The sequence below is a fragment of the Hydrocarboniphaga sp. genome, assembly GCF_965279055.1.
Classification (GTDB): domain Bacteria; phylum Pseudomonadota; class Gammaproteobacteria; order Nevskiales; family Nevskiaceae; genus Hydrocarboniphaga.
On sequence record NZ_OZ257125.1, the window covers coordinates 4739495 to 4763741 of the forward strand.

Sequence of the window (24247 nt, forward strand, 5' to 3'; positions counted from 1 at the left end):
CTAACTCTTTCAACATCAACTACTTGAAACCGAAAAACGGCACTCGTCCGTCTGTTCGGTACGCACTCGGCATCCTGTGGACAACCGCTTCACTACTTTGATGCCGAGGCTCTCACAAGCTTATCCACAGGCTTATGCGTGCCTCGTTTCACACGCTATGCACTGCCCATTGCCGCTTCAAAAGCTCAGCTGACGCAGCAGATTCTCGTAGTCCTCGCGAACCCGCGCATCTTCTTCCCGCAGCTTCGCCACCGTACGACAGGCGTGCAGCACGGTGGTGTGATCTTTCTCGAAAGCCGTGCCGATCTCCGGCAGGCTGTGCTGCGTCAGTTCGCGAGCCAGACTCATCGCGATCTGACGCGGCCGCGCCAGCGAGCGATTGCGTCGCGGCGAGCGCAGCTCCTTCATCTGGATGTTGAAGTACTTGCTGACGGTTCCCATGATGTTGTCGATGGTCACCAGCCGCTCGTAATGCGCCAGCATGTCACGCAGCGTGTGCCGCGCAAACTCGATGCTGATGGTCTCGCCCTGCAGCCGCACGCCGGCCGCCAGACGCAGTAGCGAGCCTTCGAGCTCGCGCACGTTGGAGCGGATGTGCTGGGCAACGAAGAACGCGACGTCGGTCGACAGGCTCAGGTGAAACTGCTCGGCCTTGGCCAGCAGGATCGCGACGCGGGTTTCCAGATCCGGCGGCTCGACCGACACGGTCAGGCCCCAGCTGAAACGCGACTTCAAACGATCGTCGAGACGGTCGAGTTCCTTGGGGAAGCGATCGCAGGTCAGCACGATCTGCTTGCGCCCGTCCATCAGGGTGTTGAAGGTATGGAAGAACTCTTCCTGGTTGACGGCCTTGCCGGCGAAGAAGTGGATATCGTCGATCAGCAGCGCGTCGGCAGAGCGGTAAAAACTCTTGAATTCCTCGGTATTGTTGTGCCGCAGCGCGGCGACGAACTGCGTCACCCACTGCTCGGCACCGACATACACGACACGCGCCTTGGCCGAGCGAGCCAGCAGCGCATTGCCGATCGCATGCATCAAATGGGTCTTGCCCAGGCCCGAGGCGCCGTAGATCAGCAAGGGGTTGTAGGACACGCCCGGTGCCTCGGCGACCTGCTGGCAGGCGGCGCGTGCCTGCAGGTTGGACTTGCCCTGGATGAAGCTTTCAAAGGTGTAGCGCGGATCGAGCTTGCCGTTCTGCGTCCAGCGCTCGGGCTCGACCATGGTCGGTGAAAGGCCGGCGGGGCCCGCCGCCGCGCGCGGCTCGCTCGAGGTGCCGACCTCGATCGGCAGATCGGCGCCGTCGCAGGCCAGCCAGGCGCGCTGGATCGAGCCGACGAAATCGGCGCGCACGCGCTCCATGACCATGCGGTTGGGCGCCATCACCAGCAGCCGGTCAGACAGACGCTTGACCACCAGCGGCCGGATCCAGGTGCTCAGGTCGGCGCCACTGAGCTCGCCTTCCAGCCAGCCGACGCAGCGTGACCAGGTATCGCTCTCGCCTAGACTCATGCAGCCGGACCGGGCCCGCGCGAACGTATCGCGAGGCAACAGATCAAAGAGAGTGAGCGACGAGGCATCAAAAAAGCGCGCTATCCATAGTCATTCGTTGTACCGCTACCTCTACCGGGACGGCTGCGCCGGGCGAGCCTCAACGGATCACCTGGCGGCTCGCGATCGATCGCCGGAGTAAGCGGGGTTTATGCGGTGCGAGTTTACCCGTCCCGAACCAAGTTATCCACAGCCGTCCTGAGGACGGTTCAACCCTGTCCAAAGAATCCGCTTGTGAGCCGGAGCGGCTTGCCGCTACAATCCGCGCCCTTTTTTGCTGTTGCCGATGACTCGCCATGAAACGTACCTTTCAGCCGCATTCGCTGCGCCGTAAGCGCACCCACGGTTTCCGTGCCCGCATGGCAACCGTCGGTGGCCGCAAGGTCCTGGCCCGTCGTCGCGCCAAGGGCCGCGCCAACCTGACGCCGGTCTAAAAGCTGCAGCGGCCGGGCGCGAGCGCCTTTGCGCTTCCCCCGGCGTTCCCGCCTGCTGAATCCCGCGGACTTCGAGCGGGTCTTCAAAAGCGGCAGGCGTGAAACCACGCCGCTGCTGACCGCTGTCGTCGTCGCCAGCGCCATCGATCAGGCTCGGCTGGGACTGGCGATTTCCAAGAAGCAGGCCGCGCTGGCAGTGGACCGCAACCGGCTCAAGCGCCAGATCCGCGCCAGCTTTCGCGAAGCCCAGGATCGCCTGCCGGCCTGCGATATCGTCATCATGGCCAAACCCATGGCAAAGGCCCGTCCCCGCGACGAGTTCAATGCCGATCTGCAGAAGCTCTGGATCCGCATCGCCCAACGATGGTCCGCATCCTCGTCCTCCTGATCCGCTTCTACCAGCGCTACGTCAGCTCGCTGCTGCCGCCGCGTTGCCGCTTTTATCCTTCCTGTTCGCACTACGCGGTCGAGGCCTTGCAACAGCACGGTCTTGCGCGAGGCGCTACGCTAGCGCTGCGGCGTATCGTCCGCTGCCACCCGCTTAACCCCGGCGGCCTCGATCCCGTGCCGCCCGCCGGTCGTGTCGACCGGCCTTCCTGCTGCAGCCTACACAAGCACTAGAACCTCATGGAAAACCGTCGCTTTATCCTGCTTGCCGTGCTCGGCGTGCTGATCTTTTTCATCTATCAGGCGTGGCAGACCGAACACGGCCCGAAGCCGGAGCTGAGCCCGCCGGACACCGCGGCAACCCAGGCGACGCTGGCCGAGAACGCCAAGAGCGACAGCGACGTGCCGACCATCGGCGTGCCGGATACCGCAACGACGGCGCCGGCGGTTCCCGGTGACGCGCCGGCGCCGGTCCAGCACGCGCGCATCGAAGTGCGCACCGATCTGTATGTCGGCGAGATCGCCAGCCTCGGCGGCGACCTGCGTCGGCTCGAGCTGATCGGCTATCCGCTGTCGAAGAAGCAGCCCGAAAAGAACGTGCCGCTGTTCAATGACCGCGACGGCCATTTCTACGTGCTGCAGAGCGGCGTCGCCGGCTCGGACAAGGCGCTGGGCAGCCATCTCGACGAATTCAGCAGCGCCCAGTCCGAATACAAAATGGCCGACGGCGCCGACACGCTCGACGTGCCGCTGCAGCGCACCGACGCCGCCGGCAACAAGGTGGTGAAGACCTACCGCTTTCATCGCGGCAGCTACGAAATCGAGCTGATCCAGCAGGTCGTCAACGGCAGCGCTGAGCCGCTGACCGCGAGCCCGTATGTGCGCATCGTGCGCACGCCGGTGCCGGTCGCAGAAGAGCCGCGCTTCGTCCACACCTATACCGGTTTCGGCGTGTATGAAGCCAAGCCCGGCTCGGACGCCTATCGCTTCCGCAAGCATTCGTTCAAGGATCTGGACAAGGAAAGCTACAGCGTCGACCAGACCGGCGGCTGGATCGCGATGCTGCAGCACTACTTCGTCGCTGCGATTTTGCCGCCGAGCGATCAGAAGAATCATTTCGAAGGCAAGCCGGGCAAGGATCAGCGTTACGTCGCGCAGTACCTCGGCGCGGTGGCGACGATCGCGCCCCAGGCCGAGCAGACGTTCACCACCAAACTTTACGTCGGCCCCAAATTGCAGGACTCGATCGGCAAGGCTGCCAAGGGGCTGGAGCTGACGGTCGACTACGGCTTCCTCACCGCGATCTCCGAGCCGCTGTTCTGGCTGATGGAAAAGCTGCATCACTACACCGGCAACTGGGGTGTCGCGATCATCCTGCTGACGATCATCGTCAAGGTCGCGTTCTATCCGCTGTCGGCGGCGCAATACCGGTCTGCTGCAAAAATGCGCAAGTTCGCGCCGCGCATCGCCGACTTGAAAGAGCGTTACGCCGGTGATCGCGAGCGCATGTCCAAGGCGATGATGGATCTGTACAAGAAAGAAGGCTTCAACCCGCTGGCCGGCTGCTGGCCGCTGCTGGTGCAGATGCCGGTGTTCTTCGCGCTGTACTGGGTGTTCCTGGAAAGCGTCGAGCTGCGCCAGGCCGACTTCGCGCTGTGGATCAACGATCTGACCTCACCCGATCCGTTCTTCGTGCTGCCGGTGATCTACGGCATCAGCATGTTCGTGATGCAGCGCCTGTCCGGGCAGAGCGCGACGATGGACCCGATGCAGCAGAAGATGATGAACGTGATGCCGATCGCGCTGACCGGTTTCTTCGCGTTCTTCCCGGCGGGTCTGGTGCTGTACTGGTGCGTGTCCAACATCATCAGCATCAGCCAGCAGTACTACGTGACCAACAAGATCACCCGCGAAGAACAGCTCAAGCTGAAGACCTCGAAGTAGTGTCTTAAGCCGCAATGGGAATGCGGTCGTGACGACGGACACCATTGCCGCGATCGCGACCGCCGCCGGACGCGGCGCGATCGGTTTGCTGCGGTTGAGCGGACCGCAGGCGCGCACGATCGCCGAAAAAATCTGCGGCTCCCTGCCGCCGCCGCGACAGGCCGGCCTGCGCGCTTTTCGCGATGCCGACGGCAACGTGCTGGATCGCGGCCTGGTGCTGACCTTCATCGCGCCGAATTCCTACAGCGGCGAAGACCTGGTCGAACTGCAGGCGCACGGCGGGCCGGTGCTGCTCGATCTGCTGTTACAGGCCGCTTGCTATGCCGGCGCTCGAGTCGCGCGGCCCGGCGAATTTTCCGAGCGCGCTTTCGTCAACGGCCGTCTCGATCTGGCACAGGCCGAAGCGGTCGCCGATCTGATCGACGCCTCGAGTCGCGAAGCCGTCACCGCCGCGCAGCGCTCGCTCGAAGGCGAGTTCTCGCGACAGGTGCGGGCGCTCGCCGACGAGCTGATGCAGATCCGCGCGTGGATCGAAGGCGCGCTGGATTTCTCCGATGAAGACATCGACTGGCTCGCCGATGCGCAGCTGCATCAGCGACTGGCCACATGGCGCCAGGCACTCGCGCTGCTGCAGAAGCAGACCCTGCAGGGACGCCGCTTGCGCGACGGCCTGATCGTCGCGATCGCCGGCCAGCCCAACGTCGGCAAGAGCAGCCTGCTGAATCGCCTCGCCGGCGTCGACGCCGCGATCGTCAGCGAACAGGCTGGCACCACGCGCGACCTGCTGCGCGAACACCTGGTCATCGACGGCCTGCCGATCACCGTGATCGACACCGCTGGCTTGCGCGACACCCAGGATCCGATCGAGCGCGAAGGCATACGCCGCGCGTGGAATGCGCTGGAAAAAGCCGAGGCCATCCTGTTCGTCGTCGACGATCGCGATGGCGACGCGACGGCGGATCAGCAGCTGCTCGCACGCCTGGACTCGCAAATCCCGCGGCTGTTGATCCGCAACAAATGCGATCTGAGCGGCGCCGCGCCGCAGCGTCACGAAACATCAGGAGCAGTCGAACTCCGAGTCAGCGCCGCCACCGGCGCCGGCTTCGATCTGCTGCGTAACGAGCTGCGCACACTTGCCGGCTGGAACAGCAGCGCCGCCGACAAGCAAAGCAGCTTCACCGCCCGCACCCGCCACGTCGTCGCACTCGACGCTTGCGGCCAGCACGCACGGCTCGCGCATCAAGGTCTGGAGCGCAAGCAGGCCGCCGAAACCATCGCCGAAGAACTACGGCTGGCTCAGCAACAGCTGGGCGAAATCACCGGCGCCGTCAGCACCGATGATTTGCTCGGCACCATCTTCTCCAGCTTCTGCATCGGAAAATAGGTTTGGATACAGATGGACGCTATTGGACAAGGTAAAAGAGGCGGGCCGAAACAGCGCGACCGCCTGAAGCGATTATCGCGACCTGCTTAAGCGCCTCTTTGACTACGCACAAGATCGTCTGCTGATCGTTGCGAACCGGGTCGACATGATCCCTCCAAAGTCCGCCGCTGTCTCCAAGAGCCGGGACGAACCTCTCGGTGGGAGATATCCGGATCTGTATCTCGCGGCTTTTCGTGGGTGTCGGCGATCTGTTACTTGGTCAAAATCGCATTAAGCGCTTTATTGATGTAGTAGTTGCTCCGCCCCACCTTTCTCTTGACTAGGAAGCCGCTCGCCGTGAGGGCTTCCAAGTATTTGGTGGCGGTAATCCTTGAGACGCCGAGATCTTCCTGGATGAACTCGATCTTCGTGTATGGGTGACTGAAGAGGTTGTTGATCAGGTCCTGGCTGTAGATCTTCGGATGCTGGTCGCGGATTCGGTGCTTCACGTCGAGCAGCGCTTGCTTGATCGCGGTGACCATGGCAATCGCCTCGCGCGCCGTGCTTTCAACCGCGGTCAGCATGTAAATCACCCACTCTTCCCAAGTGTCGTTTTCACGGACCGTCTGCAGCAGGCGGTAATAGTCCGACTTGGTCCTGACGATGTACCGGCTCAGGTAGAGAACGGGGATGTCCAGCAGCCCCTCTTTGACCAGATACAGCACGTTGATGATGCGGCCGGTTCTGCCGTTGCCGTCGTAGAAGGGGTGGATGGTCTCGAACTGGTGGTGGATCAGCGCCATGCGGATCAGCGGGTCCAGATCCGATAGCGCCGGGTCGTTGATGAACTTCTCAAGGCCGGTCATCAGGTCGGGCAGCAGTTGCGGCGATGGCGGCGTGTAGATCACGCGACCGGCTCCGTCCTTCAAGGCGGTGCCCGGCACCTTCCGAAAGCCGGCCTTGTTGCTTTCCAGTTCTGCCTGGATTTCGAGGATGTGTTTGCTGGTGAGCAGGCCCGACGAATTCACCGCCTCATAACCCCGCCAGAGTGCCTGCCGATAACGCAGCACTTCCTTGGCGGCCGGGTTGGTTGTGCTGTCGGGCGAGGCGGCGTCCTGGTAGAGCTCGTCATGGGTGGTGACGATGTTCTCGATTTCGGAGCTGTCCTTGGCTTCCTGCATGCCGAGGGTGTTGATCAGGATGCCCTGGTGGGGAATCGAGGCGACCAGGCCTTTCAGCTCCGCCAGGTGGCGGCTGGCGCTGGCCAGCTTTTTCAGGACCGCCGGCGTCTCGAAGCGGACCGCATCCAGGTTATCGAGGGGAGCGAGCGTGGTCATCGGCAGTCCGGCCTACATGTATAGAAAAACACAATTTCTATACACACAGTATCAGACATGTATAGATTTACGCCGAGGCGTTTACGCGTGGAGGGATACGGGTTTTCGAGGCCCGCCCCGATCCACCGATCCACATGTATAAAAAAGCGCGTTCTGTTTACATGTCGGTATCGACTTGTATAGCGGCGGCTCTATTTCTTAATGCCAGGCTTAAGAAACAGCGGCTTAGATCCGTTCGCCAGCTTCTGCATCGGCAAATAGACGGCTCGTCCACGCCTGCCGCCCGGTTGCGCGCTATTTCTGCCGATCCAGATGCGCGATCGGCAGCCAGTAGGTCTTGTGGCGCGATTCGTCGAGCACGTAGGCGGAGATCGCGCTGGGCGATGCCGGCATGTTCAGTACCGTCACGCTGCGCTTGTTGGCGCCGGGTTCGCAGCGCGCGACCGCTTCATCGAGCGAATGCACTCTGGCCTCGCTGCGATAGCCGTCGACCACCGCCTTGGCCTTGCCGCTGAGTTCGGGCTCGCCGGTTTCGTCAGAGACATTGGGCAGGGTGCCAGCGGCGAGGTTCAGCGCGGTGATGCCGATCACGGCGGTGATGTAGTCGGACAGCTCCTTCGACGGGCAGGCGTAGTACGGGTCGCTCTTGTCGGCGAATGTGCGGGCGTGGCTGCCGGCCTTGCAGCTTTGCGAGGTACACGGCTCCGGCTCGGCGGCGGCGACAAATGAGCTGGCGCTGGCGAGAACAACAGCCGCGGCGATCGAGGTCAGGCGCATTCGGATCTCCTGGGTCGGGTCGCCCACCTTACTGCATCGGCGTGCCCCGGCGCCGCAAACGAAAAACCCGGCCAGGGCCGGGTCTTCGTTCAAACGCGCGGTCGATCTGCGGCGATCAGTTGCCGAGATTCAGGCGCTTGCCGCTGGTGGTCTTGCCGTCCAGCGAGGCGGTCGGCGTGCCCTTGGCGATCAGCATGTCCTTGAGCTGCAGCGCGGTCTTGCCGGGCTTCAGGTAGGACAGCATCAGCACCGCGCCGGTCACGTGCGGCGTCGCCATCGAGGTGCCGCTGTAGCTGGCGTACTTCGACTTGATCTTGCTCACGTCCACGGCCTTGGACGGCACCGTCGACACGATGCCCGAGCCCGGCGCGCCGATGTCGACCGATATCGCGCCGTAGTTGGAGAAGCTCGACAGCGCGCCGCTGCTGTCGATCGACGCCACCGAGACGATCGTCGGGCTGTCGTAGGACGAGGGATAGTGCGGCGACACGTCGCCGTCGACCCCGTCGTTACCTGCGGCCGCGATGAACAGGATTTCGGCCGCGCCGGCGCGATCGATCGCGTCCTGCAGCGCCTGCGAAAACGCGCCGCCGCCCCAGGAGTTGTTCAGCGCCGGCATCTGCAGCGCATGGCGGGTTTTCAGGTCGCTCAGATAATCGATCGCCAGGATCGCATTGGCGGTGGTGCCGCCTTTTTTGCCGAGAAACTTGGCGCTGATGATCTTGGCCTTCCAGCACACGCCGGCCACGCCGATACCGTTGCCGCCGACCGCGGCGATGGTGCCCGACACATGCGTGCCATGATCGTCGCCGGAGCCGTCGAACGTGCTGTTGTCGTTGCCGGCGAAGTCCCAGCCGTGGATGTCGTCGACATAGCCGTTGCCGTCGTTGTCGATGCCGTCGACCGGATCGTAGGGATTGGTCCAGAAGTTCGCCGCCAGATCCTCGTGCGTGTACATCGCGCCCTCGTCGATCACGCCGACGATCATCTTGTTGCTGCAGGTGGTGCCGGCCGCCCAGGCTTCGCCAGCACCCGAGCCGTAGATATTGGCCGGCGTGGTCGCGTCGCCGTACATGCCGTACAGCGAGCCGTCGAGGTAGTAGGGATCGTTGGACACCGCGTCGTGCTGGTAGACCCAGTTGGGTTCGACGAAGTCGACGCGCGGGCTGGCCTGCAGCAGCCGGATCGCGGTTTCGATCGCGACGTTGCCGGCGTAGGAGACGCGGTCCAGGTCGAGCTGGCCGCGGCCGCCGCGAACCAGGTTCTGCTGCACGCTGCCGCCGACCTGCCGTAGCAGCGCGGCCTTGTCGGCTGCCGCGGTACCGGCCTTGAACTGCACCAGCAGTTCGCCGGTGATATAGGGACGCTGCGCGTCCAGGCCGGCCTTGATCAGCTCGGGGCGTCCGGCCGCGCTGGCGTCGAGGCAAAAACTGCCGGCAGCGGCAGCCAGCAGCGAGACTAAAAGCAGCTTGCTCTTCATATGCACACTCTCCCTTGTGAGGCCCCGGTGGGGCGTTCCCCTGGCGATGGTCCGGGCCTGTGCGGCGCCCGTATCCGAAAGTAACTGCAAATACCTGGTCGGTTACAGAGGGTTTTCCCGGGGGGCGGGCAGCCCCGCGAGCCGCCGCCGCCCGTATCATTCGCCGATGTCCCCGCCCCGCCCGATCGCGATCAAGCTGCGCCAGCGCTCGCGCCTGCTGTCGCTGAGCTACGCCGACGGCAGTGTTCACGAGCTGCCTTTCGAGTATCTGCGCGTGTTCAGCCCCTCGGCCGAAGTCTGGGGACACGGCCAGGCCGAGCCCAACCTGATCGGCGGCAAGCGCGAGGTCGGCGTCACCGCGGCCGAGCCCATCGGCCAGTACGCCATCCGCCTGCGCTTCGACGACGGCCACGACACCGGTCTGTATTCCTGGGACGTGCTGCACGACCTGGCGATGAACCACGAACGCTATTGGGCGACCTATCTCGAGCGGCTCGCCGCGCTGAACATGTCCCGCGACAGCGACATCGTTAAACTGGCCGCCCTGCCCAAGAAGCACTACCCGGCCAAGCCGTGAGCCAAGACCCCAACGACACCCAGTCCGCGTCCACCACGCATTTCGGCTTCCAGCAGGTGCCGGTCGCCGACAAGCAGAAGCGCGTCGCCGAGGTGTTCTCCTCGGTCGCGCGTCGCTACGACGTGATGAACGACCTGATGTCGATGGGCGTGCACCGGCTGTGGAAGCGCTTCGTCATCGATCTGGCCGGCGTGCGCCCGGGCGAGAAAGTGCTGGACGTCGCCGGCGGCACCGGCGACCTGACCCGCGAGTTCGCCAAGCAGGTCGGCCCGCGCGGCCAGGTTGTGCTCAGCGACATCAACGCGGCAATGCTGGGCGAAGGCCGCCGCCGGCTGATCGACCAGGGCGTCGTCGGCTTGCCGGTGGTGCAGGCGAATGCCGAGATGCTGCCGTTCGCCGATCGCAGCTTCGACTGCGTGACGATCGGCTTCGGCCTGCGCAACGTCACCGACAAGGACGCCGCGCTGCGCTCGATGAAGCGCATCCTCAAGCCGGGCGGAAGATTGCTCGTACTGGAATTTTCCAAGCCGCTGAACGCCGGCCTGTCGAAACTCTACGACCAGTATTCGTTCAAGCTGCTGCCGCTGATGGGCAAGCTGGTCGCGCGCGACGAAGCGAGTTATCGCTACCTGGCCGAGTCGATCCGCATGCATCCGGACCAGGACACGCTCAAGGGCATGATGGAAAACGCCGGCCTCGAGCGCTGCCAGGTCTACAACCTGACCGGTGGCATCGTCGCCGTGCATCGCGGCTTCCGACTCGACGTATGAGGCCGGCGCCGACACTGGTCTGCGCCAGCCTGGAAGTCGCGCTCAACCGCTATCTGCAGATCGAACCCGCCGCGCTCGCCGAATGCGCGGCGCTGTCTTCGCAGCGCATTGCGTATCAGCTCGAAGGGCTCGACTGGCAGCTGTTCATCGAGTTCGACGCGCGCGGTGTGCGCGTGATCAATGAGAGTCCGGCGCCAGCCAGCGTTTCACTGATCGGACCGCCGCCTGCGTTCGCGCGGCTTGCGACGAAGCTGGTCGCGGGCGACACGACTTTGCCGGCCGGCCTGCGCGTCGAAGGCGACGCCGAGGTGCTGCAGCGTTTCCGCCGCTTGCTCGCCAGCGTCGGTTTCGACATCGAGGAGTGGATCGCGCCGCTGCTCGGTGACGGTGCCGCGCATCGCGCCGCGCAGGGCCTGAAGTCGCTGTTCAACTGGGGCCGCAACAGCAGCAACACGATGGCGCAGAACACCGCCGAATATCTGGTCGAGGAAACGCGCGACCTGGCGCGCGGTGTCGACGTCGTCGAATGGATGGACGCCGTCGATCGTCTGCGCGAGCACGCCGATCGCATCGAGGCGCGGCTGTCGCGCCTGGAACGCAGCAGCAGGAACCACAGCGAGCATCGCGCCGCATGAGCAGCATCAAGCTTGATCGCATCCCGCGCCTGTGGACGATACACCGCGTCATTCAGCGCTACCGGCTGCAGGAATTTCTGGGGCGCAAGCCGCGGCCCGATCCGCGCCCGCGCGGCGAGCGCCTGCGCCTGGCGCTGGAAGAACTCGGCCCGGTGTTCATCAAGCTCGGTCAGGCGCTGTCGACGCGTCCCGACGTGATTCCGCCGGATCTGGCGATCGAGCTGAGCAAGCTGCAGGACAGCGTGCCGCCGTTTCCAGGTAGCGAGGCGATCAGGCTGATCGAAGCGGCGCTCGGCAAACCGATCAGCGATGTCTTCGACGAATTCGATCCGGTACCGCTGGCGTCTGCTTCGGTTGCGCAGGTTCACACCGCGCGGCTGAAGCCGACCGCGCCGAACGATCCGGGCTTCGAAGTCGTCGTCAAGGTACTGCGGCCGGGCATCGAAAAAACCATACACGACGACGTGCAGCTGATGTACCTGTGCGCCGAGCTCGCCGAGAAATTCAGCGCGCAGGCGCGGCGCATACGGCCGCGCGCGATCGTCGCCGAGTACGAGAAAATCGTGTTCGACGAACTCGACCTGATGCGCGAGGCCGGCAACGCCGCGCAGCTGCGGCGCAACTGGCTGGGCTCGCCGCTGATCTATCACCCGGCGGTGTTCTTCGACCATTGCCGCCAGAACGTGCTGGTGATGGAGCGCATCCGCGGCATCAGCATTCGCGAACTCGATCGGCTGCGCGCGATGGGCGTGGACTTCAAGGTGCTGGGCGAGCGCGGCGTGGAAATCTTTTTCCGCCAGACGTTCCGCGACAATTTCTTCCACGCCGACATGCATCCCGGCAACATCTTCGTCGACGCGACCAATCCGAAAGACCCGAGCTACATCGCGGTGGATTTCGGCATCGTCGGCCAGCTGTCGGCTTTCGATCAGCGTTACCTCGCCGAAAATCTTCTGGCTTTCTTCAACCGCGACTACAAGCGCGTCGCCGAGCTGCATCTGGAAAGCGAGTGGGTGCCGAGCGCGACGACGCGGCTGGAGGATTTCGAGGCCGCGATCCGCACCGTCTGCGAGCCGATCTACCAGAAGCCGATCAGCGAGATTTCGTTCGGCGTGTTCCTGCTGCGGCTGTTCCAGGTCGCGCGGCGCTTCAACTACCAGGTGCAGCCGCAGCTGGTGCTGCTGCAGAAGACGCTGCTCAACATCGAAGGCCTCGGTCGCCAGCTGTATCCGGAACTGGATCTGTGGAAGACCGCCAAGCCGATCATGGAAGAGTGGATGCGCAGCCGCGTCGGCCCGGCGCGCTGGCTGAGCCAGGCGCGCAAGGACATTCCGGCGCTGGCCGAATCGCTGCCGGTGCTGGTGCAGCAAGTGGTGCGCACGCTGGAACGCGGCGGCGGTCTCGATTCCGGCATGCGTCGTTCGATCGAGGAACTGCGGCTGGAAATGCAGGCGCAGCAGAAGCGTTCAAGCCGCATGCTGGTCGGCGCAACGCTGATCATCAGCGGCGCGCTGCTGATGGTTGCCCGCAGCCTGCATCAGCATCATCAGCACGCACCGATTGCCGCGATCGTGCTGGCGGTCGCCGGTGTCGCGGTGTGGTGGAGCGCGCGCAAGCGCTGACCAGGCAATCGATGTAGCCCCGGTGAAACGCGGGAAAAAGCAACAAAAAAGCGGGCCGGATTTGTCCGGCCCGCTTCGTTTCACCGCTGCGAAAAACTACTTGCGGCTGGCGACCACGCTCAAGCCCTTGAGCAGGGTCAGCGCCTCGAACAGCTGGTAGTCGGTGGTGGCGAGCTTCTGCTCGTCCTCGTCGATTTTCTTCGCCGCATCGATCGCGGCCTGGTCGATCTTCTTTTCCTTCTCGTTGAGCAGGCTGCCCTTGAGGTCGGCTTCCTTGATCGCGTCGAAGTCCGGCTGCGAGTCGTCCTTGGCGACTTTCAGCGGCTTGACGATCACGTCCGGATCGATGCCTTCGGCCTGGATCGAGCGGCCCGACGGCGTGTAGTAGCGCGCCGTGGTCATCTTGATCGCGGAGTCGTCGGACAGACGCATGATGGTCTGCACGCTGCCCTTGCCGAAGCTCTTGGTGCCGAGCAGGATCGCGCGCTTCTGATCCTGCAGTGCACCGGCGACGATTTCCGCCGCCGACGCCGAGCCGCCGTTGATCAGCACGATCACCGGCTTGCCGTCGAGCAGGTCACCGCTCTTGGCGTCGAACTCGCGGTTTTCTTCGGCATCGCGCGAACGCACCGACACGATCGGGCCCGAAGTCAGCAGCGCGTCGCCGACGCGGATCGCCTCGTCCAGCGCGCCGCCCGGGTTGTTGCGCAGATCCAGCACCAGGCCCTTGATCGGCTGGTCCTTGGAATCCTTGATCAGCTTCTTCAGCTCGTTCTCGAAGGACTCGCCGGTCTTCTGGTTGAAGCTGCTGATGCGCACGTAGCCGAACTGCGGCTCGAGCAGCTTGCTGCGCACCGACACCAGTTTGATGTTGTCGCGCTTGAGATCGAAGATCATCGGCGCGGTCGCGCCTTCGCGCGCCACCGTCAGCACGATCTTGCTGCCCGGCGTGCCGCGCATCTTGCTGACCGCGTCGGTCAGCGACAGGCCCTTCACCGGCGTGTCGTCGATCTTGACGATGAAGTCGCCCGGCTGGATGCCGGCCTTGGCGGCCGGCGTGTCATCGATCGGCGAAATCACGCGCACCAGGCCGTCCTGCATCTGCACCTCGATGCCGAGGCCGCCGAATTCGCCCTTGATGCTGGTTTCGAAGCTGGTGTATTCCTCGCCGGCCATATAGGCCGAGTGCGGGTCGAGGCCGGCGAGCATGCCGCGCAGCGCATCGTCGAGCAGTTTCTTGTCGTCGACCGGCTCGACGTAGCCCTGCTTGATCATCTCCATCACGCGGACGAAGTTCTGCAGATCCTTGACCGGCAAGGCGCCCGCCGCCGGGGTGGCGCTGCGCTCGGCGAACACGCCGGTGGTCAGCGTGACGCAGGTGCCCAGAAACACACCGGCCGCCAGGGCCAGCGGAACACGTAGCCGATTAGGCATGTACTCGAAACTCCGCAACGAATAGGAGGAGGAAAACGGGACGCGGGGATCAACGACGATAGCATACAGACCCCGCCGTTCCGGGGCGGTTCACGATCCCCAGCCGATCATCGGCGCGCGCCGTCCGCGCCCGAATTACCGACACGTCCAATCGCTCCATTCGCCGCTTGCACCGGCAGCATTGGCGCAGCGGCAAGTGAACACTCGTACTGTTTGTCCCATACTCCGGCGTATCGCTACAATACCGATCAATACGCCGCCGTACGGATAACCTAAGCACCATGGAAACTCAGAACTCGACTCCGCCGCGCAATGCACCGCGCGCCACGCTGACCGCCGCCAACTGGGCCGAGGCGGCGCTGGACGCGATCGCCGAAAACGGCATCGAGGCGGTGGCGGTGGAACCGCTGGCACGGCGCCTGGGCGTCACCAAGGGCAGCTTCTACTGGCACTTCACGCATCGCGAGGCGCTGCTGCATGCGGCGCTGGAACTGTGGGAGCGCTACGAGACGGCCGACACCATCGCCCGTGCCGAAAACGGCGCCGACACCCGCGAGCGTCTGCACTCGCTGTTCTTCCAGCTGGCGAATACCGACCAGCGCAGCGAGCGCGTGTTGCTGGCGCTGTCGGGCTCGGACAACGCCGCCGCGCGTGCCTGCGTGCAGCGTGTCACCGAGTGCTGGCGCGCCTACATGGAAGACGCCTACAAGGCGCTGGGCATGAACCAGACCGGCGCCAAGCATTGGGCGACGCTGGCCTACTCCACCTATATCGGCACGGTGCGCATGCGCCGCGACAACCCCGACGCGCTGCCAACCGGCAGCGATTTCAACGACTACCTGCGCTTCCTGATCCGCATGCTGATCCCCGGCCCGACACCGGCCGGCGAGTTGCCGAACACGCCGCGCGCCGCCGGCGAGCGGCTGTCGGCCTGAGCCGAAAGCGCGACCCGGTTTCTTTAGCTTAGGAGGAGTTCGTCATGACTCTGTTGATTGCAACGCTGGGTGTCGTTGCCGTGGCCTGGGTGTTGGCCTATGTCGGCGCACCGCTGTGGCTGTGGACGCTGCTGTCCGCCGCCGCGTATGCCAGCGCCGTGTTCACCGGATCCATCGGCCTGTTCGGCGCGATCGCGCTGGGTATTCCGCTGGCGATTCTCGCCTTCCTCAATGCGGTGCCGTTGCGCCGCGCGCTGATCACCCGGCCGGTGTTCGGCGTGTTCAAGAAAGTGCTGCCGGAAATGTCCTCGACCGAGCGCGAGGCGCTGGAGGCCGGCGATGTCTGGCTGGAGGGCGAGATGTTCCGCGGCCGCCCCGACTGGTCCAAGCTGCTCAGCTTCAGCTACACCAAGTTGACCAGGGAAGAGCAGAGCTTTCTCGACAACGAGGTCGAGGCACTGTGCAAGCTGGTCGACGACTGGAAGCTGGAGTTCGAAGATCGCGATCTGCCGCCGGCTGCCTGGCAGTACATCAAGGACCACGGCTTCTTCGCGATGCTGATCAAGAAGGAGTACGGCGGCCTCGGTTTTTCGGCAGCGGCGCAGTCGGCCGTGGTCACCAAGCTGGCGACCAAGTCGATCACGCTGGCGGTCACCGTGATGGTGCCGAACTCGCTCGGCCCGGGCGAGTTGCTGATGCATTACGGCACCGAGGCGCAGAAGCAGCAGTGGTTGCCCGGCCTGGTCAACGGCACCGAGATTCCGTGCTTCGGTTTGACCGGCCCGGAAGTCGGCTCGGATGCGACTGCGATGCCGGATTCCGGCGTGGTCTGTTACGGCGAGCACGAAGGTAAGAAAGTGCTCGGCATCAAGCTGAATTTCAGCAAGCGCTACATCACGCTGGCGCCGGTTGCGACCGTGGTCGGCCTCGCCTTCAACCTGCGCGATCCGGAAGGCCTGCTCGGCGACGGCAAAAAGAGCGACTACGGCATTACCTGCGCGCTGGTACCGGCCAAGCACGACGGCATCCACATCGGCCGCCGTCACTATCCGGGCGCGGCTTTCATGAACGGCCCGATCTTCGGCAAGGATGTCTTCATTCCGGTGGAATGGATCATCGGCGGCCCGGGAAAAGCCGGCAAAGGCTGGCGCATGCTGGTCGAATGCCTGAGCGCCGGCCGCGGCATTTCGCTGCCGGCGCTGGCCACGGCCGGTGGCCAGGCCGCGTATCGCATGGTCGGTGCCTACGGCCGCATCCGTCGCCAGTTCCGCATGGCGGTCGGCAAGTTCGAAGGCGTGCAGGAAGCCACCGGCCGCATCGCCGGCAACACCTATACGCTCGAAGCGATGCGCATCCTCACCGCCTCGGCCGTGGATCACTGCGCGCCGTCGGTGGTCACCGCGATCGCCAAGTACCACATGACCGAGACGATGCGGAAAGTCGTCGCCGACTCGATGGACGTGCTCAGCGGCCGCGGCGTGCAGCAGGGCCCGCGCAATCCGCTGGCGATGGCCTACAAGGCGACGCCGATCGCGATCACCGTGGAAGGCGCGAACATCCTGACGCGCAACCTGATGATCTTCGGCCAGGGCGCGATCCGCTGCCACGAATACGTGTTTCCGGAAATGGAAGCCGCGCGCGAAAACGATCTGCCGGCGTTCGACAAGCTGCTGTTCGGCCACATCGGCTTCTCGGTGAATCGCGGCGTCCGCGCATTGACCTTGGGCCTGAGCGCTTCGGCGCTGGCGAAGTCGCCGGTCTCCGGCCCGATGGCGCCGTACTTCAAGCAGTTCGAGCGCTTCTCGGCCGCGCTGGCGTTCAGCAGCGACGTGACCATGGGCGTGCTCGGCGGTGAACTCAAGCGCAAGGAGCGCCTGTCGGCGCGCCTCGGCGACGTGCTGTCGCAGCTCTACATCGGCTGCGCGGTGATGAAGTTCTTCATCGAGAACGGCCAGAAGGAAGACGAGCTGAACTACGCGCGTTGGGCGCTGGACCAGTGCCTGTTCGAAATCGGCAAGGCCTTCGAAGGCTTCTTCGAGAACTTCCCGGTGCGCTTCGTCGCGCGCGTGATGCGCCTGGCGGTGTTCCCGCTGGGCAATCACTACAAGCCGGTGTCGGACGCGCTCAACGCCGAACTCGCCGACCACATGATGGAAGACAGCGAGCTGCGCGATCGGCTGAGCCACCTGGTGTTCGTCAACGGCGGCAAGGACGAGGCGATCGGCCGCATCGAGCACGCCTTCAATCTGCTGCTGAAGGCGGAAGCGCCGTACTTGAAGTATTTCAAGGCGATGTCCAAGGGCGACCTCGCCGGCCACGACACCGCCTCGCGTCTGAAGGAAGCGGTCGCGCGTGGCCTGCTGAATCCGGAAGAGGCGCAAGCCGTGGCCGAGTACGACGCGGCGCGCTACGACGTGATCCTGACCGACGACTTCAGCGCCGACTACGTCGCCGGCCACTACGCCGCCGAGCCGGAAAGCGCGCGCGCGCAGGTGCTGGAGTTCACCGGCAGCCGCGCGCGGGTTGCCTAGAGCTTCCCAGAGCCGGCAGTCGTGCAAAAAGGCCGGGGATGACCCGGCCTTTTTGCTGTCCAAGTCCGCACAACATTCTCCCGTAACGCGAACTCCGGTAGCCTTCGGCCCCATGACCATGACACGGATGCCCACCCCGATGCTGCTCGCCCGCCTGGCTCGCCCGTTTGCGGTGGCCGCCGCGCTGCTCGCCGCGCAGCCGGTGCTGGCGGTGGCGCCCAGCCTGCTGGTGCCCAGTTCGCTGCCCTACAACGTCTACCGCGGCGACTCCCTGCTCGGCGAAGGCAAGATTTCACTCAAGCCCGCCAGCTCGCCGGACTGCTGGTTCTACAGCCAGGAGGCCTCGCCGAAAGGCTGGCTTAAGATGCTCTCCGGCGACGTGCTCGAGCAGAGCAATTTCTGCCTGGTCGACAACAAGATCCGGCCGGTGGCCTATCGCTACAGCCGCGACGGCGTCGGCTCGTCGAAAGAGAATTTCTCGCTGCGCTTCGACTGGGCCAAGAGCCAGGCGATCTACCAGAACGGCGACGTGCGCCCGGTCACCGAGGGCACGCTGGACCGGCTCAGCATCCAGCTGGCGCTGCGCGACTGGCTGCTGACCGAGCGCGCCGCCACCGGCAAGGAGCCCAGCGGCGAGCACGAGGTGAAGTTCGCCGATCGCAAGAAAGTCGACAGCTATCGCTTCGAAGTGCGCGCGCACGAGCGCGTCACCGTGCCGGCCGGCAGCTTCGACACGGTGCGGCTGGATCGCACCGACAGCAAGACGCGCCGCGCGCAGTTCTGGCTGTCGCCGGAGCACGGCTACATCGTCATCAAGGCCGAGCAGCAGCGCGACGACGATCCGGTGGTCAAGCTGATGCTGAGCAAGATGCCGCCGGAGCTGGTGGCGGTGCCGGTCAAGCCGGATTGAAGACCGCTTCTGGAATCTCCGTTCGTCCCGAGTAGCCGCGATGCGGCGTATCGAGGGACCGGGTCGCGGTCTGGCCCCTCGATACGCCCACTAAAGTGGGCTACTCGGGACGAACGGATTGAGTGAGAGCCGCGGGCTCACATCCACGCGGGCTCACATCCAAGGGAATGATCCGCCGTCGCGCGTGTCTCAACGCGGAACAATAACGACGCGTCCACGCGTTTTCAGGGAGGAAGATGCCGCACCACGCGCCGCTGATCGCCGCCATCGTCGCCGGCATCGTGCTCGCGACCGTGCTCGGCGCCATTGCCAACCGCTTGCGGTTGTCGCCGCTGGTCGGCTATCTGCTCGCCGGTGTGCTGGTGGGGCCGTTCACGCCGGGCTTCGTCGCCGACCAGGAGCTGATTCCGCAGCTCGCCGAAATCGGCGTGATCCTGCTGATGTTCGGTGTCGGCCTGCATTTTTCGCTCAGCGATCTGCTGTCGGTCAAACACATCGCCATCCCCGGCGCGCTGGTGCAGATCGCGGTCGCCACCGCGATGGGCGTCGGCCTCGCGCTGTTCCTCGGCTGGGGCGTCGCTGCCGGCCTGGTGTTCGGCCTCGCGCTATCGGTGGCCAGCACCGTGGTGCTGCTGCGCGCGCTGGAGGAACGCAAGCTGACCGAGACGCCGCGCGGCAAGATCGCGGTGGGCTGGCTGATCGTCGAGGATCTGGCGATGGTGCTGGTGCTGGTGCTGCTGCCGGTGTTCGCCGAAGCGCAGCGCGGCGACGGCGCCACGCCGCTGCAGCTGCTCGGTACGGTCGCCCTGACGCTGGGCAAGGTCGCGATCTTTGTCGCGCTGATGCTGGTCATCGGTCGGCGGCTGATTCCCAAGCTGCTGGAGCGCGCCTCGCTCAGCGGCTCGCACGAGCTGTTCACCTTGACCGTGCTGTCGATCGCGCTCGGCGTCGCCTTCGGCTCGGCCGCGCTGTTCGGCGTCAGTTTCGCGCTCGGCGCGTTCTTCGCCGGCATGGTGCTCAACGAGTCCGAGCTGTCGCACGAGGCGGCGCAGGAGACGCTGCCGCTGCGCGATGCGTTCGCGGTGCTGTTCTTCGTTTCGGTGGGCATGCTGTTCGACCCGAGCATCCTGCTGCGCGAGCCGCTGCAGGTGCTGGCGACGCTGGGCATCATCGTCGTCGGCAAATCGATCGCGGCGCTGTTGATCGTGCGTGCGTTCGGCCACGGCCTGCCGACCGCGTCGACGATCGCCGCGAGCCTGGCGCAGATCGGCGAGTTCTCTTTCATCCTGGTGACGATGGGCGGCGATCTGCAGCTGCTGCCCGCCGGTGCCAGCGACCTGGTGCTGGCCGGCGCGATCCTGTCGATCCTGCTCAACCCGCTGCTGTTCGTCGTACTCGACCGGCTCGAGGCGCGCGGGCGCAGCAAGCAAACCATGGAGCCGGTGTCGCTGGGTTACAGCGACCACAACGTGCTGGTCGGCTTCGGCCGTGTCGGCGCGCAGATCGGCGAACAGCTGCGCGGCAAGGACTATCCGCTGGTGGTGATCGAAACCCAGGACGACCCGGCCGACGCCGCGCGCAAGCAAGGGCTGCCGCTGGTGTTCGGCAACGGCGCGACCCAGGACCTGCTGCGCGCCGCCGGCATCAAGCGCGCATCGCGGCTGCTGGTGGCGATCCCGAATGCGCTGGAGGCGGCGCGCATCATCGAGCTGGCGCGCGCCGACAATCCGGGCATCGAGGTGATCGCGCGCGCCCATTCCGACGCCGAGGAAAAACACCTGCGCAAGAGCGGCGCCGACCAGATCGTCATGGGCGAGCGTGAAATCGCACGCTGCATGGCCGAGCTGGTCCGCTCGCCGCAGGTCGTCCCGCTGCCGGTCTGAGCGGGCGCTGTCGTTCCCGCTTGCGCGGGAATGACAGCAAGGGCACCCTAAACCAGCTTCAGCAACAGGGCGCCGATCCTGCGCGTGAAGTTGGTGTACGGCGGATAGAACAGCGCGGCCAGCTGGTAGCGGTTACGCACCACCGAGCGCTCGTGCGAGAACGCCTTGAAGCCGTAAATGCCGTGGGCGCTGCCGATGCCGGAGTTGTTGACGCCGCCGAATGGCAGACGGCCGTGAATGAACTGCACCACCGAGTGGTTGATGCAGGTGCCGCCGGCACTGGTGCGCTTGAGCAGCGAGTCGATGTTGCTGTCCTTGCGGCTCCAGATATACAGCGCCAGCGGCTTGGGACCGGCGTTGATGTCGGCGACGACCTTGTCCAGATCGTCGTAGCCGATCACCGGCAGCAGCGGCCCGAAGATTTCTTCGCTCATGATCTTCGCATCGGCCGGGATGTCGGTGAGCAAGGTCGGCGCGACGAAGCAGTCGCCCTCGCTGACGCTGCCGCCGGTCAGCACCTTGGCGCCGCGGGCGGTGGCGTCGTTGAGCAGGCCGGCGACGCGCGCGGTGTGGCGCTGGTTGACCACCCGAGCGAGATACGGCGAGGCCATCTGCGCCTGCTGGGTTTCGCCGTACGACGAGGCCAGCACCTCGCGGCAGGCCTTGATGAAGGGCTCCTTCACCGAGTTGTGCACGTAGATGTGGTCCGGCGCGATGCAGGTCTGGCCGTTGTTGGTGTACTTGCCCCACATGATGTTCTTCGCCGCCACGACGATGTCCGCGCTCTCGTCGACGATGGTCGGCGACTTGCCGCCGAGCTCGAGCGTGACGCTGGTCAGATGCTTGGCGGCGGCGTTCATCACCACCTTGCCGATCGCCGGGCTGCCGGTGAAGAAGATGTGATCGAAGGGCAGCTCCAGCAGCGCGGTCGACACCGAGGCGTCGCCGTCGAAGATCGCGACTTCATCCTCCGGGAACAGCTCGCGCACCAGGCGCACCATCACCGCGGTGGTGTGCGGCGTCATTTCCGAGGGCTTCAGCATCACCGTGTTGCCGGCGGCGATCGCCGACACCAGCGGGCCGAAGGTCAGGTTCACCGGGTAATTCCACGGCGAAATGATCAGGCAGCGGCCGCGCGGTTCGTGCTGCACCCAGGCCTGGGTGCCGAACATCATCATCGTCGGGAACACGCGCTGCGGCTTCATCCAGCGCTTGAGGTGGCGCAACGCGTCGTTGGCCTCCATCACCACCGGCAGGATTTCGGTCAGATCGACTTCGGCGGCGGGCTTCTTGAAGTCGCGCATGCCGGCTTCGTAGAAATCCTGGCTCGCGGCCAGCACCGCGGCCTTGAGTTTGCGGATCTTGGCGGCGCGCTCTTCGCGCGTCGAGGTGCGCAGGCGTAGCGCGGTGTCGCGCTGGCGCTCGAAAACGCGGTTGATTTCCGAGTTCAACGGTGAGGGCTTGGAGGCATCGGAGCTGGCCGCCGGGCGAGCCCCGGGCAGGTAGGACACGTTGGCGTTCATCGATATCTCCTCGCAAAGATCAAACTAGAAAATCAAACGATCGGTCAGTGGCAGGGATTATAGGCCCGGCCCGTTGCTGCGACTATTGTGACCACAGCGTCGGCAATGCTAGAACGTCCGGCGCAGCGGGTGTACTACCCGCCCGGCGTGGACCGTACAACTAGAACGATAAGGAGCCGCAGCAGATGACCAGAAAGATGAATCCACTGGACGCCTCCTGGCTGTTCGTGGACTCGCAGCGCACGCCGATGCACGTCGGCGTGCTCGCCATCTTTTCGCTGCCCGCCGACGCCAGCCCGGATTTCATCAAGAACCTGTTCCTGCATCTGCGCAGCCCGGCGGGCTTCGTCGCGCCCTTCAACCTGCGTCTGAAAGCGCCACGGATCAAGGTGTTGAACAGCCGACTGATCCCGAGCTGGGAAGAAGACACCAATATCGATCTGGACTACCACCTGCGCCACAGCGCGCTGCCGCAGCCCGGCGGCGAGCGCGAACTCGGCGTGCTGGTGTCGCGGCTGCATTCGCATCCGCTGGATTTCGCACGGCCGCTGTGGGAATGCCACATCATCGAAGGCCTGGCCAACGACCGCTTCGCGCTGTACATGAAGATGCACCACTCGCTGGTCGACGGCGTCGGCGGCATGCGCATGGTCAGCCGGCTGCTGTCGCCGGACGATACCGCGATGAACCTGCCGCCGCCCTGGGCGGTCGGCACCGGCGAGAAGAGGCGCGTCGCTCGCGAGGCCGGCCCGAGCTGGCAGCAGCTCGCCGAGCAGACCAAGGCGCAGACGCGCTACGTGCCGAGCCTGGCGCGCGCGATCAGCACTACGTGGAAGGAGGCGGTGCAACACACCCATCCGGAGCTGGGCTCGCCGTTCCGCGCGCCGCGCTCGATCCTCAACGGCAAGGTTTCGGCGCAGCGCCGCTTCGCCACCCAGCACTACGATCTGACGCGGATGCGCGTGCTCGCCAAGCGCGCCAAGGTCACGCTCAACGATGTGTTCCTGGGCCTGTGCGCGGCCGCGCTGCGGCGCTATCTGGAAGAACTCGACGCGCTGCCGGAGGAGCCGCTGACCGCCGGCCTGCCGGTGTCGGTGCGCGCCGCCGGCGACGGCGGCAGCGGCAATGCGATCAGCTTCATCATCGCCAACCTGCACACGCATATCGCCGACCCGCTGGAGCGGCTGTCGCTGATCCGCGACTCGACGCAGAAAGCCAAGGCCAAGTTCCAAACCCTGCCGAAAGAGGCGATCACCGCCTACACCAGCCTGTTCATGGCGCCGTTCATGCTGCAGCTGATGACCGGCCTCGGCGGCCTGATGCGGCCGATGTTCAACATCACCATCAGCAACGTGCCCGGCCCGGACCAGATCCTGTACTTCAACGGCGCGCGCATGGACCAGATGTACCCGCTGTCGCTGCTCAGCCACGGCCAGGCGGTGAACATCACCGTGGTCAGCTACGCCGGCCAGTTCAACGTCGGCTATACCGGTTGCCGCGACACGCTGCCGCACATGCAGCGCATTTCGGTCTACACCGGCGAGGCGCTGCTGGAGCTGGAGGCCTTGCTAGGCATCGAGCCGGCGAAGGCCTGACACGAAGAGGAGCTGAGCATGACCGCAGACCGCATCGAAAAGCAGCGCGTTCTGCAGGCGCCGCGCGAACGGGTCTGGCAGGCGGTCAGCGAGGCGCCGCGTTTCGGCTACTGGTTCGGCGTCGATTTCGACGGGCCTTTTGTCGAGGGCGCGCGCATCACCGGGCGCATCGCGCCGACGCAGGTCGACGCCGAAGTCGCGCGATTGCAGGAACCGTACAGAGGCATGGCCTTCGAGTTCCTTGTCGAGCGCATCGAGCCGCTGCGACGGATCAGCTTCCGCTGGCACCCGTTCGCGATCGATCCGACGGTCGACTATTCGGCCGAGACGATGACCTTGATCGAGTTCGTGCTGACCGAGCAGGGCGACGCCACGCTGCTGACGATCAGCGAGTCTGGCTTCGATCAGATTCCGGCGCAGCGTCGTGCGCAGGCATACGCGGCGAACGAAGGCGGCTGGACGCATCAGCTGGAGCTGGTGGCGAAGTACCTGGCGCTGAAAACGCCGGATTGATGGCCTGTAGGAGCGGACCCTGTCCGCGACGGTGTTCTCGCCGAAAGAG

At 64.9% G+C, this 24247-nt stretch carries 21 protein-coding genes; 15 read left to right on the top strand and 6 right to left on the bottom strand.

Annotated elements, in window-relative coordinates:
* Positions 1 to 177: 177 nt before the first annotated feature.
* Complete coding sequence (gene dnaA / locus ACQZF9_RS21230) at positions 178 to 1509, bottom strand: chromosomal replication initiator protein DnaA (protein WP_428310956.1); 1332 nt, start codon at positions 1507 to 1509, stop codon at positions 178 to 180.
* Positions 1510 to 1844: 335 nt separating this feature from the next.
* Between dnaA and rpmH the strand changes: the two genes are divergently transcribed.
* The 5 genes from rpmH to mnmE are packed head-to-tail and all read left to right on the top strand — an operon-like array spanning position 1845 to position 5697.
* Positions 1845 to 1982, top strand: a complete 138-nt coding sequence (gene rpmH / locus ACQZF9_RS21235; RefSeq protein ID WP_428310957.1) for a 50S ribosomal protein L34 — start codon at positions 1845 to 1847, stop codon at positions 1980 to 1982.
* 28 nt (positions 1983 to 2010) lie between these two features.
* On the top strand, positions 2011 to 2370 hold the full coding sequence (rnpA, locus tag ACQZF9_RS21240) for a ribonuclease P protein component (RefSeq protein ID WP_428310958.1): 360 nt from the start codon (positions 2011 to 2013) through the stop codon (positions 2368 to 2370).
* Positions 2325 to 2603, top strand: coding sequence for a membrane protein insertion efficiency factor YidD (gene yidD, locus ACQZF9_RS21245; RefSeq protein ID WP_428313474.1), 279 nt, complete (start codon positions 2325 to 2327; stop codon positions 2601 to 2603). The genes rnpA and yidD overlap by 46 nt, the downstream gene beginning before the upstream one ends.
* Before the next feature lie 6 nt (positions 2604 to 2609).
* Positions 2610 to 4313 (top strand): membrane protein insertase YidC, encoded by a 1704-nt coding sequence (yidC, locus tag ACQZF9_RS21250; protein ID WP_428310959.1) that lies wholly within the window; start codon positions 2610 to 2612, stop codon positions 4311 to 4313.
* Between the two features lie 28 nt (positions 4314 to 4341).
* Positions 4342 to 5697, top strand: a complete 1356-nt coding sequence (gene mnmE / locus ACQZF9_RS21255) for a tRNA uridine-5-carboxymethylaminomethyl(34) synthesis GTPase MnmE (RefSeq protein WP_428310960.1) — start codon at positions 4342 to 4344, stop codon at positions 5695 to 5697.
* A gap of 251 nt (positions 5698 to 5948) precedes the next feature.
* Here mnmE and ACQZF9_RS21260 read toward each other — a convergent pair whose 3' ends face one another.
* From ACQZF9_RS21260 to ACQZF9_RS21270, 3 genes are all read right to left on the bottom strand, one after another.
* Positions 5949 to 7013 (bottom strand): Fic family protein, encoded by a 1065-nt coding sequence (locus ACQZF9_RS21260; protein WP_428310961.1) that lies wholly within the window; start codon positions 7011 to 7013, stop codon positions 5949 to 5951.
* 294 nt (positions 7014 to 7307) lie between these two features.
* Positions 7308 to 7790 carry a hypothetical protein gene (locus ACQZF9_RS21265; protein WP_428310962.1) on the bottom strand — a complete coding sequence of 161 codons (483 nt, stop codon included), beginning with the start codon at positions 7788 to 7790 and terminating at the stop codon, positions 7308 to 7310.
* A gap of 115 nt (positions 7791 to 7905) precedes the next feature.
* Positions 7906 to 9270, bottom strand: coding sequence for a S8 family peptidase (locus ACQZF9_RS21270; protein ID WP_428310963.1), 1365 nt, complete (start codon positions 9268 to 9270; stop codon positions 7906 to 7908).
* 166 nt (positions 9271 to 9436) lie between these two features.
* On the opposite strand from ACQZF9_RS21270, the gene ACQZF9_RS21275 reads away from it, so the two are divergent.
* The 4 genes from ACQZF9_RS21275 to ubiB are packed head-to-tail and all read left to right on the top strand — an operon-like array spanning position 9437 to position 12874.
* Positions 9437 to 9847, top strand: a complete 411-nt coding sequence (locus ACQZF9_RS21275; RefSeq protein WP_428310964.1) for a gamma-butyrobetaine hydroxylase-like domain-containing protein — start codon at positions 9437 to 9439, stop codon at positions 9845 to 9847.
* A complete protein-coding gene (gene ubiE, locus ACQZF9_RS21280) occupies positions 9844 to 10617 on the top strand; it encodes a bifunctional demethylmenaquinone methyltransferase/2-methoxy-6-polyprenyl-1,4-benzoquinol methylase UbiE (RefSeq protein ID WP_428310965.1) in 774 nt (257 codons plus the stop codon). Before ACQZF9_RS21275 ends, ubiE begins: the two co-directional genes overlap by 4 nt.
* Positions 10614 to 11252: a ubiquinone biosynthesis accessory factor UbiJ gene (locus ACQZF9_RS21285; protein WP_428310966.1), complete on the top strand. Its 639-nt coding sequence runs from the start codon at positions 10614 to 10616 to the stop codon at positions 11250 to 11252. The genes ubiE and ACQZF9_RS21285 overlap by 4 nt, the downstream gene beginning before the upstream one ends.
* Positions 11249 to 12874 carry a ubiquinone biosynthesis regulatory protein kinase UbiB gene (gene ubiB, locus ACQZF9_RS21290; RefSeq protein WP_428310967.1) on the top strand — a complete coding sequence of 542 codons (1626 nt, stop codon included), beginning with the start codon at positions 11249 to 11251 and terminating at the stop codon, positions 12872 to 12874. Before ACQZF9_RS21285 ends, ubiB begins: the two co-directional genes overlap by 4 nt.
* A gap of 96 nt (positions 12875 to 12970) precedes the next feature.
* Here the strand turns inward: ubiB and ACQZF9_RS21295 are convergent, their stop codons facing one another.
* On the bottom strand, positions 12971 to 14308 hold the full coding sequence (locus ACQZF9_RS21295) for a S41 family peptidase (RefSeq protein WP_428310968.1): 1338 nt from the start codon (positions 14306 to 14308) through the stop codon (positions 12971 to 12973).
* Positions 14309 to 14589: 281 nt separating this feature from the next.
* On the opposite strand from ACQZF9_RS21295, the gene ACQZF9_RS21300 reads away from it, so the two are divergent.
* The 4 genes from ACQZF9_RS21300 (at position 14590) to ybaL (ending at position 20567) form a co-directional block, all read left to right on the top strand.
* Positions 14590 to 15243, top strand: coding sequence for a TetR/AcrR family transcriptional regulator (locus ACQZF9_RS21300; protein WP_428310969.1), 654 nt, complete (start codon positions 14590 to 14592; stop codon positions 15241 to 15243).
* Positions 15244 to 15287: 44 nt separating this feature from the next.
* On the top strand, positions 15288 to 17774 hold the full coding sequence (locus tag ACQZF9_RS21305; RefSeq protein ID WP_428310970.1) for an acyl-CoA dehydrogenase: 2487 nt from the start codon (positions 15288 to 15290) through the stop codon (positions 17772 to 17774).
* Between the two features lie 139 nt (positions 17775 to 17913).
* The gene (locus ACQZF9_RS21310; protein WP_428310971.1) at positions 17914 to 18684 is read left to right on the top strand and encodes a DUF3108 domain-containing protein; all 771 of its coding nucleotides are present in this window, start codon (positions 17914 to 17916) and stop codon (positions 18682 to 18684) included.
* A gap of 236 nt (positions 18685 to 18920) precedes the next feature.
* Positions 18921 to 20567, top strand: coding sequence for a YbaL family putative K(+) efflux transporter (gene ybaL / locus ACQZF9_RS21315; RefSeq protein WP_428310972.1), 1647 nt, complete (start codon positions 18921 to 18923; stop codon positions 20565 to 20567).
* Positions 20568 to 20614: 47 nt separating this feature from the next.
* On the opposite strand, the gene ACQZF9_RS21320 is transcribed toward ybaL, so the two are convergent.
* Positions 20615 to 22090 (bottom strand): aldehyde dehydrogenase family protein, encoded by a 1476-nt coding sequence (locus ACQZF9_RS21320; RefSeq protein ID WP_428310973.1) that lies wholly within the window; start codon positions 22088 to 22090, stop codon positions 20615 to 20617.
* 185 nt (positions 22091 to 22275) lie between these two features.
* On the opposite strand from ACQZF9_RS21320, the gene ACQZF9_RS21325 reads away from it, so the two are divergent.
* Together ACQZF9_RS21325 and ACQZF9_RS21330 are read left to right on the top strand one after the other, a co-directional pair.
* A complete protein-coding gene (locus ACQZF9_RS21325) occupies positions 22276 to 23685 on the top strand; it encodes a WS/DGAT/MGAT family O-acyltransferase (protein ID WP_428310974.1) in 1410 nt (469 codons plus the stop codon).
* A gap of 18 nt (positions 23686 to 23703) precedes the next feature.
* Positions 23704 to 24198, top strand: coding sequence for an SRPBCC family protein (locus ACQZF9_RS21330; protein ID WP_428310975.1), 495 nt, complete (start codon positions 23704 to 23706; stop codon positions 24196 to 24198).
* The last annotated feature ends 49 nt before the right edge of the window (positions 24199 to 24247 follow it).

What these genes read in the sequence shown, in the direction of transcription:
- rpmH (WP_428310957.1), top strand. Translation starts at nt 1,845, where the DNA reads ATGAAACGTACCTTTCAGCCGCATTCGCTGCGCCGTAAGCGCACCCAC.
- ACQZF9_RS21275 (WP_428310964.1), top strand. Translation starts at nt 9,437, where the DNA reads ATGTCCCCGCCCCGCCCGATCGCGATCAAGCTGCGCCAGCGCTCGCGC.
- ACQZF9_RS21330 (WP_428310975.1), top strand. Translation starts at nt 23,704, where the DNA reads ATGACCGCAGACCGCATCGAAAAGCAGCGCGTTCTGCAGGCGCCGCGC.
- ACQZF9_RS21300 (WP_428310969.1), top strand. Translation starts at nt 14,590, where the DNA reads ATGGAAACTCAGAACTCGACTCCGCCGCGCAATGCACCGCGCGCCACG.
- ybaL (WP_428310972.1), top strand. Translation starts at nt 18,921, where the DNA reads ATGCCGCACCACGCGCCGCTGATCGCCGCCATCGTCGCCGGCATCGTG.
- yidC (WP_428310959.1), top strand. Translation starts at nt 2,610, where the DNA reads ATGGAAAACCGTCGCTTTATCCTGCTTGCCGTGCTCGGCGTGCTGATC.
- ACQZF9_RS21265 (WP_428310962.1), bottom strand. Translation starts at nt 7,790, where the DNA reads ATGCGCCTGACCTCGATCGCCGCGGCTGTTGTTCTCGCCAGCGCCAGC.
- ubiB (WP_428310967.1), top strand. Translation starts at nt 11,249, where the DNA reads ATGAGCAGCATCAAGCTTGATCGCATCCCGCGCCTGTGGACGATACAC.
- ACQZF9_RS21320 (WP_428310973.1), bottom strand. Translation starts at nt 22,090, where the DNA reads ATGAACGCCAACGTGTCCTACCTGCCCGGGGCTCGCCCGGCGGCCAGC.
- ACQZF9_RS21270 (WP_428310963.1), bottom strand. Translation starts at nt 9,270, where the DNA reads ATGAAGAGCAAGCTGCTTTTAGTCTCGCTGCTGGCTGCCGCTGCCGGC.
- dnaA (WP_428310956.1), bottom strand. Translation starts at nt 1,509, where the DNA reads ATGAGTCTAGGCGAGAGCGATACCTGGTCACGCTGCGTCGGCTGGCTG.
- ACQZF9_RS21285 (WP_428310966.1), top strand. Translation starts at nt 10,614, where the DNA reads ATGAGGCCGGCGCCGACACTGGTCTGCGCCAGCCTGGAAGTCGCGCTC.
- ACQZF9_RS21325 (WP_428310974.1), top strand. Translation starts at nt 22,276, where the DNA reads ATGACCAGAAAGATGAATCCACTGGACGCCTCCTGGCTGTTCGTGGAC.
- ACQZF9_RS21310 (WP_428310971.1), top strand. Translation starts at nt 17,914, where the DNA reads ATGCTGCTCGCCCGCCTGGCTCGCCCGTTTGCGGTGGCCGCCGCGCTG.
- ACQZF9_RS21305 (WP_428310970.1), top strand. Translation starts at nt 15,288, where the DNA reads ATGACTCTGTTGATTGCAACGCTGGGTGTCGTTGCCGTGGCCTGGGTG.
- ACQZF9_RS21295 (WP_428310968.1), bottom strand. Translation starts at nt 14,308, where the DNA reads ATGCCTAATCGGCTACGTGTTCCGCTGGCCCTGGCGGCCGGTGTGTTT.
- ACQZF9_RS21260 (WP_428310961.1), bottom strand. Translation starts at nt 7,013, where the DNA reads ATGACCACGCTCGCTCCCCTCGATAACCTGGATGCGGTCCGCTTCGAG.